16 protein-coding genes are annotated in these 13883 nt (G+C 64.9%); 6 read left to right on the top strand and 10 right to left on the bottom strand.

Annotation, left to right across the window (positions count from 1 at the left end):
* The first annotated feature begins 115 nt into the window (after positions 1-115).
* Positions 116-1582: an amidase family protein gene (locus tag XI02_RS19785; protein ID WP_038379951.1), complete on the top strand. Its 1467-nt coding sequence runs from the start codon at positions 116-118 to the stop codon at positions 1580-1582.
* 47 nt (positions 1583-1629) lie between these two features.
* The gene (locus XI02_RS19780) at positions 1630-2211 is read left to right on the top strand and encodes a TetR/AcrR family transcriptional regulator (RefSeq protein WP_038379950.1); all 582 of its coding nucleotides are present in this window, start codon (positions 1630-1632) and stop codon (positions 2209-2211) included.
* 33 nt (positions 2212-2244) lie between these two features.
* Here the strand turns inward: XI02_RS19780 and XI02_RS19775 are convergent, their stop codons facing one another.
* Together XI02_RS19775 and XI02_RS19770 are read right to left on the bottom strand one after the other, a co-directional pair.
* A complete protein-coding gene (locus XI02_RS19775) occupies positions 2245-2889 on the bottom strand; it encodes a glutathione S-transferase family protein (protein ID WP_069277789.1) in 645 nt (214 codons plus the stop codon).
* A 417-nt stretch (positions 2890-3306) separates the two neighbouring features.
* Positions 3307-4635, bottom strand: coding sequence for a dicarboxylate/amino acid:cation symporter (locus tag XI02_RS19770; protein ID WP_194483468.1), 1329 nt, complete (start codon positions 4633-4635; stop codon positions 3307-3309).
* Between the two features lie 141 nt (positions 4636-4776).
* Here XI02_RS19770 and XI02_RS19765 point away from each other — a divergent pair, with 141 nt between their 5' ends.
* The gene (locus XI02_RS19765; protein ID WP_016842788.1) at positions 4777-4935 is read left to right on the top strand and encodes a DUF5993 family protein; all 159 of its coding nucleotides are present in this window, start codon (positions 4777-4779) and stop codon (positions 4933-4935) included.
* Positions 4936-4943: 8 nt separating this feature from the next.
* Entirely contained in the window at positions 4944-5489 is a 546-nt protein-coding gene (locus XI02_RS19760) for a disulfide bond formation protein B (RefSeq protein WP_069277788.1), read from the top strand.
* Between the two features lie 5 nt (positions 5490-5494).
* Here XI02_RS19760 and XI02_RS19755 read toward each other — a convergent pair whose 3' ends face one another.
* Entirely contained in the window at positions 5495-6199 is a 705-nt protein-coding gene (locus tag XI02_RS19755; protein ID WP_069277787.1) for a glutathione S-transferase family protein, read from the bottom strand.
* 95 nt (positions 6200-6294) lie between these two features.
* Between XI02_RS19755 and XI02_RS19750 the strand changes: the two genes are divergently transcribed.
* The gene (locus XI02_RS19750; protein WP_069277786.1) at positions 6295-7176 is read left to right on the top strand and encodes an SDR family oxidoreductase; all 882 of its coding nucleotides are present in this window, start codon (positions 6295-6297) and stop codon (positions 7174-7176) included.
* Between the two features lie 32 nt (positions 7177-7208).
* Here the strand turns inward: XI02_RS19750 and XI02_RS19745 are convergent, their stop codons facing one another.
* On the bottom strand, positions 7209-7553 hold the full coding sequence (locus XI02_RS19745; protein ID WP_026192671.1) for a Lin0512 family protein: 345 nt from the start codon (positions 7551-7553) through the stop codon (positions 7209-7211).
* 62 nt (positions 7554-7615) lie between these two features.
* Entirely contained in the window at positions 7616-8839 is a 1224-nt protein-coding gene (locus tag XI02_RS19740; RefSeq protein WP_069277785.1) for a CynX/NimT family MFS transporter, read from the bottom strand.
* A 97-nt stretch (positions 8840-8936) separates the two neighbouring features.
* Between XI02_RS19740 and XI02_RS19735 the strand changes: the two genes are divergently transcribed.
* On the top strand, positions 8937-9878 hold the full coding sequence (locus XI02_RS19735) for a LysR family transcriptional regulator (RefSeq protein ID WP_069277784.1): 942 nt from the start codon (positions 8937-8939) through the stop codon (positions 9876-9878).
* Between the two features lie 48 nt (positions 9879-9926).
* Here the strand turns inward: XI02_RS19735 and XI02_RS19730 are convergent, their stop codons facing one another.
* From XI02_RS19730 to XI02_RS19710, 5 genes are all read right to left on the bottom strand, one after another.
* On the bottom strand, positions 9927-10631 hold the full coding sequence (locus XI02_RS19730) for a PA1136 family autoinducer-binding transcriptional regulator (RefSeq protein ID WP_069277783.1): 705 nt from the start codon (positions 10629-10631) through the stop codon (positions 9927-9929).
* Positions 10632-10787: 156 nt separating this feature from the next.
* Positions 10788-11663: a glyoxalase III HchA gene (gene hchA / locus XI02_RS19725; RefSeq protein WP_069277799.1), complete on the bottom strand. Its 876-nt coding sequence runs from the start codon at positions 11661-11663 to the stop codon at positions 10788-10790.
* A 100-nt stretch (positions 11664-11763) separates the two neighbouring features.
* A complete protein-coding gene (locus XI02_RS19720; protein WP_069277782.1) occupies positions 11764-12459 on the bottom strand; it encodes a GNAT family N-acetyltransferase in 696 nt (231 codons plus the stop codon).
* 109 nt (positions 12460-12568) lie between these two features.
* Positions 12569-13213 (bottom strand): O-methyltransferase, encoded by a 645-nt coding sequence (locus tag XI02_RS19715; protein ID WP_018271233.1) that lies wholly within the window; start codon positions 13211-13213, stop codon positions 12569-12571.
* Between the two features lie 23 nt (positions 13214-13236).
* Positions 13237-13869: a PadR family transcriptional regulator gene (locus XI02_RS19710; protein WP_244620793.1), complete on the bottom strand. Its 633-nt coding sequence runs from the start codon at positions 13867-13869 to the stop codon at positions 13237-13239.
* Positions 13870-13883 lie beyond the last annotated feature (14 nt).

Below are 13883 nucleotides of genomic sequence, written 5' to 3'. Positions count from 1 at the left end.
TAGACGCCCTTATTGAATTACGATCGTAATTTAATATTATGACCGTAATGGCATCGAGCTGAGCCGCTGTTGAGCGGCTGCGGAATGCCGCAAACAGGCTCCTTGCGAGGACTCCATGGGCGACACCAGCACCATTTCAGGTCGTAGCGAACCGCGAGAATTCTTGGATCCTTCCTCGCTGGGGCTCGCAGCGGCTGCGGTAGCCATTCGTGCAGGCCATATCACGTCCGAAGCGTACACTGCGGCGCTGCTGCTTCGCGCCCGAACGCTTGCCGAGCTCAACGCCTTCATCACCATCGACGAGACGGCCGTGTTGGCGGCCGCGAGGGACGCGGACAAGGCACGAGCCGCCGGATCGGCGGCTCTGCTACTGGGTGTGCCGCTTGGGGTGAAAGACAGTTATTTGACGAAGGGGCTGCCTACGAGCCTGGGTCTCGATAGCCTTGCTCGCTTCGTGCCGCGCGAAGATGCGGACGCTGTCCGCGCCATCAAGGGTGCGGGTGCCCTGGTCTTCGGGAAGAACAACCTCGTCGAGATGTCTTACGGCTTGACCGGTCACAACGAACGTTACGGCCAAGTGAAGAATCCGCACGCACGAGATCGCGTTGCGGGCGGCTCCTCGAGCGGCTCCGCCGCATCGGTGGCTGCAAACCTTGTTCCCGCGTCGTTGGGCGGTGACACCGTCGGGTCGATCCGGGTGCCCGCATCCTTTTGTGGGGTCGTGGGATTCAAGCCAACGACCGGACGTTGGCCACGCAACGGCGTTGCTCCGATCTCCCACACGCTCGACACGACGGGTGCATTCGCCCGAAGCGTCGAGGACTGCATCTTGCTGGATCAGGTCGTGACGGGTGAACAAACGGCCGAGTTCTCCGACGACGGCAACGATCTGAGGGGAGTTCGACTGGCCTTCGCGCCTCGACAATTCCTCGATCTGGTGGACTCGGAGGTCGAGATCCGGTTCCGCGAGGCGGTTCGGCAGCTACGGGACGCAGGCGCCGAGGTTATTGAGGTCGACCTTGGTGACGATTTCAACGCCCTCATCCAAACCGCGACATGGGGCATCTTCGCGCACGAGACGATGGGTGCGATCTCGGATTTCCTTCGTCGTCACGACGTTCCGACCACGTTCGAGGCGATCTACGACGGGCTTAAGCCCCAACTTCGGCAAGCATGGGGGCACATCGTCCTGCCGGGCGGTGCGGGCGCGGTCTCAGCTGAGGCCTATCAGACTGCGCTCAACGTGAGCCGGCCTGAAATCCGGCGCCGTCTCGACAAGGCGTTCGTCGCTGAAGGAGCGCAGATCATTCTGCAACCGACCACACCATGCCCCGCGCCCTTGATCGAAGAGCAGGCGACCGTCCGTGTTGCGGGACAGGACGTCAGCTACCTCGCCTTGGCGAACCACACCGTGTCGGCGAGCAGCGTGGGGCTGCCGGGTATCAGTCTTCCCGTTGGCCGCTCTCGCGCTGGGCTGCCGCTTGGCCTTGAACTTGACGCTTCGGTAGGTAGCGACCGGACGCTTTTGGTCCTCGCTCGTAAGATCGAACGCGTTTTGGGTACCGCGTCGACCGCGATCTAGCGCTCTGAGCCGTGCTGGCTGCGGGACATTGATGGAGTTGGCAGAAGATGCGTTTCGAGAAAGGTCACAAGTTGTCGACAAGACGGCACATTGTCGATGTGGCATCGAAGTGCATGCGCCGGGACGGCATCTCCGCGACAGGAATTGCGGCGATTATGGGCGAGGCTGGCCTGACCAAAGGGGCTTTCTCGCCGCACTTCGAGTCCAAGCGGGTGCTTGTTCGCGAGGCGCTGGCACTGGCACTGGACGGTCAGCAGCATCGCCTTGATGAAGATCAGCTCAAGGGCCTCGACCTTGAAAGCGCAGTTCGTGGATACCTGAACCGCGCTCACCTCGAAGCCCCTGCGGACGGTTGCCCCTCCGCGGCGTTGCTTCCGGAAATCGCGCGCCAGCCCCTGTCCATCAGGCAAGATTACGAGAAAGCGCTGCGAAGCTACATTGCCACTTTGGCCGCGCTACTTCCCGGCACAGATTCTGTAGAAAAACAACGGCGCGCAACCGCCATCTTCGGGCTCATGGTGGGCACCCTGCAGTTTGCGCGGGCCGTGCCCGACGCTAACGAAGCGCAGAAGATCTTGGATGGCGGCGTTGAGGCTGCATTGCAGTTGGCGCGAACTCCATCACCTTAACGTCGGAAAGAACGTCGAGACTCAGTTCGAGCACTACAATCCCGGTGACCTCGCCGCCCAAGCCTTGGTGGCCTTGCAGCTTTCCATCGCTCGGACGTAGGCAGCGCGTGCCGTCGTGCGGGCGAGATAGTCCCGCTCGGTAGGACCGGGGACGTAGTTGCCGGTTCGCATGCCGAGCAGGAGGGCGTAGCTCACCGAGATATCGGCAGCAGTGAACCGGTCGCCGGCGAGATAGGGGCAATCCGCGAGACGACGGATAACCAACCCCAGCCGGCTCTCGAACGTCTCGAGAGCCCAGCAAGTGACCCGGGCATCTCGCTCGGCTTCGGGCGCCAGTTGGCGACCGACAATGACGGCGTTCATCGGCCCGGCGAGCCCGGCCTCGCCCAAGTGGAGAAATTGCAGATAGGAAGCGAAGGCGGGATCGTCCGGGGCGACGGCAAGCGAACCTGAGCCGTGGCGGGCGAGCAGGTACTCAAGAATCGCGATCGATTCGACCATGATCGTCTCGCCGTCCTGCAGTGCAGGAATGAAGCCGGCGGGGTTGATCGCGAGGAAATCGCGATCAACCCCGCCGGCTGCGAGCAGATCGACCGGGCGCAGCCGATAAGCCAATCCCAATTCCTCGAGCAGCCAGACAACACGGAAGCCACGACCTTCGCCATAGACGGTGAGCATAGTTAAGCATTCCTGGATTGAACTGGATGTAGGAACTCGCAGAGGCAAGCCAGCCGCGCAACGAACGATCGATGGTGCATCATTTGCTCAAGGCTTGGCGCATAGTCGTCATCCTACCGTGCGCACGCTTCCGACTTTATGGGTTCACGACCCAGGCTGCGGCCGCGAACAAGGCGCGTTCCCTCTCCCGCCCGCGACCTGGAAGCGTCAGTTGCAGAAGCCCACAAGTGCCATATGCGACAGTCTTGGGACGAAGGGACACTTGTGCAATTTCGGAATATTAGAAGAATACCCCTGAGTTGCCCGACATGTCAAGTTGCCTGGTCGAACGCCGGCCGCCGCCGGCTCCTTTGCATGGGGTTGTTTTCGATATTTTGGCGGCGCCCCCCTGCGACGGCCCCATCACTTCATATTGCTCTAGCCGGAGCCGCCCGGCTCCAGCGCCTCGCCGAGCTCGAGCGGATGCGCCATCGTCTCGTGCAGCGCCTGCTTGTCGAGCTCGCCTTCCGACAGACTGATCACGACGCAGGCGACGCCGTTGCCGATCAGGTTGGTGAGCGCGCGGCACTCGCTCATGAACTTGTCGATGCCGACCAGGATCGCGATCGACTGGATCGGAATGTCGGGCACGATCGACAGCGTCGCGGCCAGCGTGATGAAGCCCGCGCCGGTGACGCCGGAGGCGCCCTTCGAGGTGATCATGGCAATGCCCAGAATGCCGAGCTCCTGCCAGATCGTCAGATGCCTGTTGGTGGCCTGCGCCAGGAACAGCGTCGCCAGCGTCATGTAGATGTTGGTGCCGTCGAGATTGAAGCTGTAGCCGGTCGGCACCACGAGGCCGACCACCGAGCGCGAGGCGCCGAGATGCTCCATCTTCTGGATCATCTGCGGCAGCACTGTCTCCGACGACGACGTGCCGAGCACGATCAGGAGCTCGTCCTTGATATAGGCGATGAAGCGGATGATCGAGAAGCCGGCGAGCCGTGCGATGGCGCCCAGCACGATCAGCACGAACAGGATGCTGGTGAGATAGAAGGTCGCGATCAGCGCCGCCAGATTCAGCAGCGAGCCGAGGCCGTAGGCGCCGACCGTGAAGGCCATCGCGCCGAATGCGCCGAGCGGCGCGACGCGGACGATGATCCGGATGATGCCGAAGAACATCTTGGCGGCCATGTCGATCGCGGAAGCAATCGGCTCGCCGACCTTGCCCATGAGAGCGATGGCGAAGCCCGAGAGGATCGAGATCAGCAGCACCTGCAACAGGTCGCCGCGCGCCACCGCGCCGAGATAGCTGTCCGGAATGATCGCCATCAGATGGGCGACGATGCCCTGCTCCTTGGCCTGCGTGACGTAGTTGGAGACCGATTTCGGATCGATCGTGGAGGGATCGATGTTGAAGCCGTGGCCGGGCTGCAGCAGCTCGCCGACCAGAAGACCGACCGCAAGCGCCACCGTCGACACCGCCTCGAAATAGATCAGCGTCTTCAACCCGACCCGACCGACGCGCTTGAGATCGCCCATCGAGGAGATGCCGTGCACCACGGTGCAGAAGATGACCGGCGCGATCATCATCTTGATCAGCGCGATGAAGCCGTCGCCCAGCGGCTTCAATTCCTTGCCGAGATTCGGATAGAAGTATCCGATCAGGACACCTGCCACGATCGCGATCAGCACCTGGACGTAGAGGATCTTGTACCAGGGCTGATGATGGGGACGGGCAACGGGCTTGATCGCGGCTGTGGTCATGAGGCGCCCCGGCTAGGATGAACTCAACTGGTGATGCCATCTTGGCGGAGCCGCGCGCAAGCGACAATTGCCGCTTCGCGCCGTCGCGAGCGCACACGAATCTGTCATAGACTGCGTGCGGATCGCATCGGGAGGCTGGGAATGGAATTCACGGCATTGTTTCTCGCCATCACCATCGCCATGCTGGTGGCCTGGCGTGGCCCGCGCCCCGTCGCGATCGGCCTGTTCGCGGTGATCCTGATCGCCTGCGTCGCGACCTTGCTGCACCACGCTACCGACCGTCTCACCTTGTCGTTTTGAGACCGGCCATGAACGACACGCAGGCCGTCACCCTCAATGCCGTCGCGCTCTATGGGCTGGCGTTGGTGCTGGCCGCCGCCTTTGCCGCGCAGCTGCTGCTCCACGAGCTGCCCTGCCCGCTCTGTCTGTTGCAGCGCCTCCTGTTCGCCCTGCTGGCGATCGGGCCGATCCTCAATATCCGCTTCGGGCCGCGGCCGAGTCATTATGCGTTGTCGCTGCTGACGGCCGTCCTCGGCGCGACGGTCTCGACCCGGCAGGTGCTGCTGCACATCCTCCCCGGCGATGCCGGTTACGGCTCGGCGCTGCTCGGCTATCATTATTATACGTGGGCGCTGATCGGCTTCATCGCCGCGATCCTGCTGCTCGCGGCGATGCTGCTGTTCGACCGCCAGTTCGAGCACCGCGCGGCGCCGGGCGGCTCGCCCGGCAGGTTCGCGCAAGGTGCGGTGTGGCTGGTGATCGGGCTGACGGCACTGAATGTGCTCTCCACCCTGCTCGAGTGCGGCTTTGCCGCCTGTGCCGACAATCCCGTCGTCTATGAGCTGCTGAAGTAGGTTGCTTAGGGCCGCTTCGGAATATTCAATCCGCGCTCCACCGCCGGCCGCTTGAGACCGCGCTCCAGCCAGGCGGCGACCTGCGTGAACTGGTCGAACTCGACGAGCTCGCGCGCGCCGTAGAAGCCGATCAGATTGCGCACCCAGCCGAGCATCGAGATGTCGGCGATGCTGTATTCATCGTCCATGAACCACTGCCGTCCGGCGAGATGCGTCTCCATCACGCCGAGCAGGCGCTTGGACTCGGCGGTGTAGCGCTGCAGCGGCCGCTTGTCCTCGTAATCCTTGCCGGCGAATTTGTGGAAGAACCCGACCTGGCCGAACATCGGCCCGATGCCGCCCATCTGGAAATGCACCCACTGGATCGCCTGATAGCGGCGCGCGACGTCCACCGGCAGCAGCTTGCCGCTCTTGTCGGCGAGATATTGCAGGATGGCGCCGGATTCGAACAATGGCAGCGGCTTGCCGCCCGGACCGTTGGGATCGAGGATCGCCGGGATCTTGCCGTTCGGGTTCAGCGACAGGAACTCCGGCGTCTTCTGGTCATCCTTGTTGAAGTCGACGAGATGGACCTCGTAGGGCAGCCCGATCTCCTCGAGCATGATCGAGACCTTCACGCCGTTCGGCGTCGGCAGCGAATAGAGCTGCAGGCGGTCCGGATGCTGGGCGGGCCAGCGCTTTGTGATGGAAAAGGCAGACAAGTCGGTCATGTCGACATTCTTTGCAAGGGTTGTTGCTTTGCAGGGTTGTTGTTGGACGGCTAATGTACGGAGCTCAGTGAAAGCCGCAAGGTCTGCAACCGGCCATGGACGATCAACAGACAGGCGCAACAACAGGCGCAACGCTCGGCCTCTCCGACGACGAGCTCGCAACGCACCCGACCGTGTTCGCGGCCGATGCGCTCGCCGGTCAGGTGGTCGTGGTGTCCGGCGGCGCCGGCGGCATCGGCCGCGCCATCGCATGGCTGTTCGCCCGGCTCGGCGCGCATGTCCTGGTCGCCGGCCGCAATGCCGACAGGCTCGACGCACTGGTCGATCATCTCGTCCATCGCGGGCTCAAGGCGTCCGCGCATGTCGCCGACATCAAGGATCCGGATGCAGTCAACGCGATGTTCGAGGCGCTGTGGACCGAGCATGGCCGTGTCGATCATCTCGTCAACAGCGCCGGCGGCCAGTTCCCGCAACCCGCGATCGACGTCTCCATCAAGGGCTGGAATGCGGTCATCAACACCAACCTCAACGGCACCTGGTACATGATGCAGGCCGCGGCGCAGCGCTGGCGCGACCGCAAGCATCCCGGCAGCATCGTCAATATCGTCGTGGTCACGACGCACGGCCTCTACGGCATTGCGCACTCGATCGCGGCACGTTCCGGTGTGATCGGCCTGTCGCGCGCGCTCGCGGTCGAATGGGCGCCGCTGAACGTCCGCATCAACTGCATCGCGCCCGGCGCGATCGAGACCGAGGGCTGGAACGTTTACAGCGAGGCGGCGCGCGCGGCCTATCCGCGCTCCAATCCGATGATGCGCCCGGGCACGCCCTGGGACATTGCGGAGGCCGCCGTCTACCTCGCCGCGCCCTCCGGCAAGTTCATCACCGGCGAGACGCTGACCGTCGACGGCGGCGGCCAGCATTGGGGCGAGACGTGGACGACCGGCAAGCCCGACTATTTCAGAGGCGGCGAATAGCGCACGCATGCCGGTCGCCTGACGCGCTTCCGTTACTTGCCGTCGTCGAAGCTGACGATGACGGCGGCGTTCGCGATCAGGATCGGGTCGTTGCCGAGATCGGACGGAATCTCGAGCCCGCCCGCGATCGCCTTCACGGTCTTGGTGCCATAGGGCAATTCCTTCGCGACTGCTGCGGTATCGACGTCTTCGGGATTCGGCACGGCGATCGTGACGTCGACGAACATGTCGTTGGCGGTCTTGCCGAGCATGCGGAAGAAGCCGAGGCTGGAATGGCGGATCGCGTCCGAGACGGCCCGCTTGGCGGCCTTGGTGGCGTCGCGGCCGTGGACGTCGACGCCCATGCCCATTTCGGTGATACAGCGCACGCGTGTCATGAAGGTTCCTGTTGTCGTTGGCGTGAGAGACCTTCACTCCTTCGGCCCCTGCGCGCGCGGCGTCAAGCCGGGTCCGTCGCGTCGCTTACGCGCTTGTGATCGCCGCGCGCCAGCATCCATGCCGCGAGACCGGCAAGGATCGCCGCGGCCACCACCATGACGCAGGCCGCACCCCAGCCCGATGCCGAAACCACAGCGCCGACCGCGATCGGACCGGTGACTTGGCCGAAATTGCTGCCCGTCATCAACAGGCCCATCATCACCGGCACCATCGCCGCCGATCGCGCCGCGGCGGGCGCGGTTGCCAGCAACGTCGCCGGGATCAGGCCGCCGATCGCAGAGAACAGCAGGCACAGCCAGAATGCCCCCCACCCGCCGAGCACCGGCAGGAAGATTCCGAGCGCGGACGCGCCCATCGCGAATGCCGCCACGGCGATCAGCAGGTTGCGGCTGACGCCGCGCGCAAGCAGATGACCGGCGGCAAGATTGCCGACAACATTGCCGGCCGCAGCCAACGCACTGAGCGCGCCGGCGCCTTGGCTGGACACGCCGAGCCGCTCGGTCAGCAGGATCGGCAGGAAGCTGAACAATGCAAAGAACATCATGCTGTAGAGCGCAAACAGCACCATCAGAAGCGCCGGGGTGCGGCGCTGTGCCAGCGCGGTGGCTTCCTGCATCAGGTTCGCTCGCGCCGGGCCGGTCCGCGATGCCACTTCAGGCGCGATGAGGCTCGCAAGGATGAACAGCACACCGGCAAAGGCAGCACCGGCCCACCAGATCGTGCGCCAGCCATCGAAGATCGGGCCGGCGACCAGCGCCAGTGCGATCCCGAACGGCATCACGCAGCTCCACACCGCCATGGTGACATCGCGTGCGCTGACATCGACGACGCGATCGAGCAATGCAGGAGCCGCGACCATCACCAGCAGGAAGCCGAGCCCCTCCAGCAGGCGCGATGCCAGCAGCACCGCGAGCTGTGGCGCGAGCGCGCCCGAGCCTGCCCCCAGCGTGATCGCCGCGAGCCCGCACAGCAGCACCCTGCGCGCGCCAACCGCGGCAATCACCACGCCCGCCGGAACGCTGCCGACAAGCCCGAGGACCGCAAAGATGCCGGCGATCGTTCCGACCGCGGCAAGGTCGATGCCGAGGCTCTGTTGCAGCATCGAGGCGGCAATCGGTACCTTGCCGACCTGCAGCGCCGCGCCGATCCCGCAACCGATCACGATGGCGATCGTCGCCCATCGCTTCGCCTCGCTCTGCTGCATCACGGCCGTCTCGATCGTCATGCGTCCACTCCGCCCTGGGTCAGAGCCCAGAGATAGCGTTTCCCGACCATCGACAGGAGTGATATGTTTTGCATCCGATTGATCGATTTCATAGATCATGCTCGACAACCTCACGCTCGACCAGATCCGCACCTTTGTCGCCATCGCCGAGAGCGGCAGCTTTCGCGCCGCCGCGACCAGGCTGGCGCGGGTGCAATCCGCGGTCAGCCATGCCATCGCCAACCTCGAGGCCGAGCTCGGGCTCACGCTGTTCGACCGCTCCAGCCATCGCCCGGCGCTGACGGCCGAGGGCAAGGCACTGCTGGGCAACGCGCGCGACCTGCTGCTGCGTGTCGACGCGATGCGGGCGCGGGCACGCAGCCTGGGCGACGGGGTGGAATCGGAACTCTCACTCGTCGTCGATACGCTGTTTCCGATCGCCGCCGTCGGCGCGGCGCTGACGGAAATGCGGGCGGCGTATCCGTCCGTCAGCGTGCGGCTCGCGGTCGAACCGATGGGCGGTCCGATCACCGGCTTGACCGAACGGCGCAGCGCGCTCTCGGTCACGGTCGGTGAGGATTTTCGCGATCCGCGCCTCGCGCTCGATGCGATCTGCGCGGTGCAGATCGTCGCCGTCGCCTCCGCCGGCCATCCACTCGGCCGCCGCGGCCGCAAGAGTGTGGCTGATCTCGCCGATCATCTGCAGATCGTGCTGTCGGATCCGACCCCGCTGTCGGAGGGCCGCAGCTTCGGCGTGCTCTCGCCGCAGATCTGCCGGGTGAGCAATCAGGACACCAAGCACGCCATGATCCTGGCCGGGCTCGGCTGGGGCCGGCTGCCGCTCTGGCAGGTGGCGCGCGACCTCAAGGAGCGCCGCCTTGTGCGTGTCGAAACCGGCGCGCTCGGCCGCAACGCCGCGCTTGCGATGGAGGCCTATCTCGCCCACCGGCTCGACGAACCGCTGGGACCTGCGGCACGTGCATTTGCCGATGCATTGACGCGGATCGCTGCGGGCACGCATACACCGAAGACCAGGGCGAAGACGGCGCAGAAACACTGAGCCGCAACGATCGCTCGCCCGGCTCCGTGGCGGCGGTCCGCAACCGCCTCAGTCCTCGATCTCGCCGCTGCGGATCGCGAGCCGGATGGCTTGCGCTGTCGTGGCGACGCCGAGCCGAAGCCGCGCGCGCCGCAAATGGTTCTCGACCGTGCGTTCGGACAGGCCGAGCGATGCCGCGATGTCGGCCTGGCGTCGTCCGGCGGAGATCCAGCGCAACACCTCGCGCTCGCGCGGCGACAGGCTCGACGCACCGTTCGGCTCGTGCGCTTCCATCAGCCCGCGAGCGGCGCGGAAGGCCGCGGCGCCGATCATCGTCAGCGCCGCACGGGTCCGCGGCGACGCATCGATCCGCGTCCCGGCGAAGCTCATCGCGCCCTCAAGGCCGGTGCGCCCGAACACCGGAACCTGCAGTCCATGGAAACCGGGCCCGCGCGGCGTGCGCACCACGCGGTACTTCTCGCCGCGCGCCGACATCACCTTGGTCCAGAAAAACGCCTCGTCCACATTGAGGAAATTGCGCGTCACCGGGCAATGCCGGACATAGGTTTCGGCATCGACGGTCACGCCTGTGCCGAACCAGTCGCCTTCGACCCAGTAGATCCTGTCAACCAGGCCCTCACGTGCCGGCGATGCCGAGAACATCACGAACCGGTCGTAGCCGAGCGGCACGCTCGCAGACCGCACCGCCGCCTGGATCGCGGGCAAGGTCTCGCTACCCTCGATCGCAACCACGGCTTCGATGTAGCGGTCCATGCGGTGCCATCGTGTCTTGCAGAAGGCCGCTCGAGTGCGGCCCAGCGCGTTGAGGATTTTCCCTCAAGCAAGGTCGGCCTGCAAGGCGCACGACATTGGCCCGCCGCCGGCGGCGCGGCGAGATTCGCGCCGCCCGGAGGTTGAGCCGCCGACCGCTCAGCGCTCGCCGAGCGTATCGAGCAGAGCCTTTGCGGCCGCCTTGCCGACATTGTTGGCGGCGAACGGGCTGTCACCGGTGATCAGCTTGCGATCCTGATGGGTCTTGCCGGTGATGTCCTTGTTCAGGATCTCGACGCCGAGCGCATGCAACTGTTCGCCGAAAGCCCAGGTCAGCGCGCCGGGCATGTAGCCGATATCGGGCGTGGTCCGATCGATGGCGTCGGGAAATGCGCAGATCTTGTAGCCCTTGAAGGGATAGTCGCCCTTGGCTTCGCCGACCGCGGACGCCAGCAGCGCCGCCGGGCCATGGCAAAGCGAGATGATGTGCTTGTCGTTGTCGAGCGCCCATTTCAGGGCGGCCTTCACGTCGGTGCTTTCGGGCAAGCCGATCAGCGCACCATGGCCGCCGGGAATGAACACCGCGATATAGTCGGAATCCTTGCCCAGCTTGCTTTCGATCACGTCGGAGAGCTTCAGCGGCTGCTTCAGCCTGGCGAGATATTTCTGGTAGATGCTCTTGACCGCGTCGTCCTCCTTCGGAAACGCCCAGAGCTCGAATTTGACCGGATTGCCCGACACGGTCGCGATGTCGAATTCGAAGCCCGCCTTGTCGAGGTGATACATCGGCAACAAGGTCTCGACGGGATGGTTGCCGGTCGAGAACATCGTGCCGTTCTGCAACAGCAGATAGCGCTCGTCCGCGGCGATCATCAGAATTTTCCAGCGGCCACCCCTGTAGGCGTTGGGATAGTCCGCGCCGGAGAGATCCGACTTGACCGAGGTGAATTGCCCAAGCGAGTAAGGCGACGGAAAGAAAGCGTTGTTCTCCGCCGGATCGGGTACGGGACGCTTGTCCTGGGATTGCTCGGACATCGAGATATCCTCTCTCATCGTGTTGCGATCCGGCAAAGGTAAGCACGAGATCGGCGATGAGGAATGAGGGATTTCCCTCAACCCGCTTTGCCGCGCATCCCTATCCCTGTTTCTGCAACACCGTGATGTGCAGGCGGTGGCGGATCTCCATGCCCTGGCGGCGATAAAGCGCGATCGCCGAGACGTTGCTGGTGAAGACGTGCAGGAATGGAATTTCGCCGCGCGCCACGATCTGGCGGGCGACCGCCGACAGCAGCGCCTGCGCATAGCCCCGGCCGCGATGCTCCGGATGCACGCAGACGGCGGTCATCTCGGTGTAGTTCCCCGGCTTCATCCGTTCGCCGGTCATCGCGACCAGTTCGCCATTGATGCGGATGCCGAAAAAGCTGCCGAGCTCATGCGTCCGCGCACTGAACGGTCCGGGCTTCGTCAGCTCCGTCAACGTCATCATTGCAGAAACGTCGGCAGCGCCGAGCGTGACGATCTCGACGCCGGGCGCAGAATGGTCAGCAGGCGTGCCGATCATCTGCTCGCCGGTCTCGGCCAGCAGCACCTTGAACTCCGGCGGCACCGGGACAGGATCGGGCGTGAACAGCACCGCGATCTCAGGTCCCGACAGCAGCGCACCGAGCGCGGCAAAGCTCTTTGGCGACATGTCGACCATGTCGGCGAAGGGTGCGATCGCGAGCGGAAAGCGCCGCGCGTCGGCGCCGCCTTCCGCCAGCGCGCGTTGTCTCGTGGTCAGCGCGCTCCAGATCGGGCGATCGAGCGGATGATTGGGCGGGACTTCGGACATGCGGCGCTTCGCTCCTGATTTTCCTCGAACAGAGCAAGAAGCGCCGGCAAGATCCAGCATGGCGTGTTGTGGTTGTGGCTCACAATCACGCAAGCAGGTGAAAACCCCGCTACGCCACCTTCAGGCAGAGCTCGGTGCCACCCTTGAGCGGCAGCGTGATCGACACAAAGCCATTGTTGGGATCGCGCACGAACTCCAGGAAATCCGCCTCGGCATTGTCGTTCATGACATAGCCGCCGACGCGAAGCTGCGGCGCGACGATCTCGATCACCTGGCGCGCCAGCGTCGGCCCCTTGTCGCCCGGCCAGCCGTCGATCAGGATGAAGTCGACGGGACCACCGAGATCGCGCAGCGTCTTGCGCGCATCGCCCTCGCGGATGTCGGCGTAGTCGGCAAGGCCGGCCTCCGCAAGATTGCGCTTCGCCGCTGCGACCTTGGCCGGCACGATCTCCGACCCGATCACGGTGCCGCCGCCATTGTCGCGTATCGCGGCGGCGAAATAGAGCGTCGACATTCCGACCGAGGTCGCGAACTCGGCGACGCGCTTGGCGCGCAGGCCGCGGCACAACAGATAGATCAGCTCGCCCTGCTCCGGGTGGATCGAGAATCCCTGCTCGGCATAGTCGTGCGGGTCGCGGCTGCCGCTCTGCATCGGGTTGCCGCGCACGGGCGCCCGGCGGGTGGCCTGCAGGCGCTCGATGACGGCGGTGACGCGGGCATCACGGATCGCGCTGTGCGGTTCGGCGTTGTACATGAAGGGGCTCCTTTGCGACTGCGTCATTGCTGCAGGATCTCAGCGGCCGCGCGGTCCAGAATCTTTGCGATCCGCCGCGCCTCGGCGACATCGCAGCCGCGCTTCTGGCGCAGCGCGCTCTTCAGCGCGTGACGGGCACGGTGCACCTCGTCGGACGCTTCGCCATCGAGATCGCTCACGCCGGCGAAGGCTTCGCGCACCTCTTCCATGCGGCGGCCGATCCGCGACAGCGCCTCGAGAATGGCATCCGCGGTCGTACGGTTCTCGCCGAGATACGCCCTGCCCTGCTCGGTGATGCTGTAGAGCTTGCGTGCCGCGTCCTGGGTGACGCTGGCATGGCCAATCTCCTCGAGGAATGTCAGCGCCGGATAGATCACGCCCGGGCTCGGGCTGTAGAAGCCGTCCGACCGCTCCTCGATCCGCTTGATCAGCTCGTAGCCGTGAGCCGGCTGCTCGCCGAGCAGCGCGAGGATCACGAGTTGCAGATCCTGCGACGAGAGCCGCCGCGATCCCGGAAAATCACCGCCGCCACCCCGCCCGAAGAAGCCATGGCCGCCGCGGCCAAAGCGGTGACCGCCCCTGCCATGCCGGCCCATGGCGAAGAACCCGAACCGGAAGCCGTCATCGTCCCGGTCGCGAAACATCGATCGTCTCATTTGTGCATTCCTTA

Origin of the sequence: Bradyrhizobium sp. CCBAU 21365, assembly GCF_015291305.1 — a bacterium.
Lineage (GTDB): Bacteria > Pseudomonadota > Alphaproteobacteria > Rhizobiales > Xanthobacteraceae > Bradyrhizobium > Bradyrhizobium elkanii.
The sequence above is the reverse complement of the archived record's forward strand: the minus strand, read 5'-3'. Positions and strand labels throughout refer to the sequence as shown.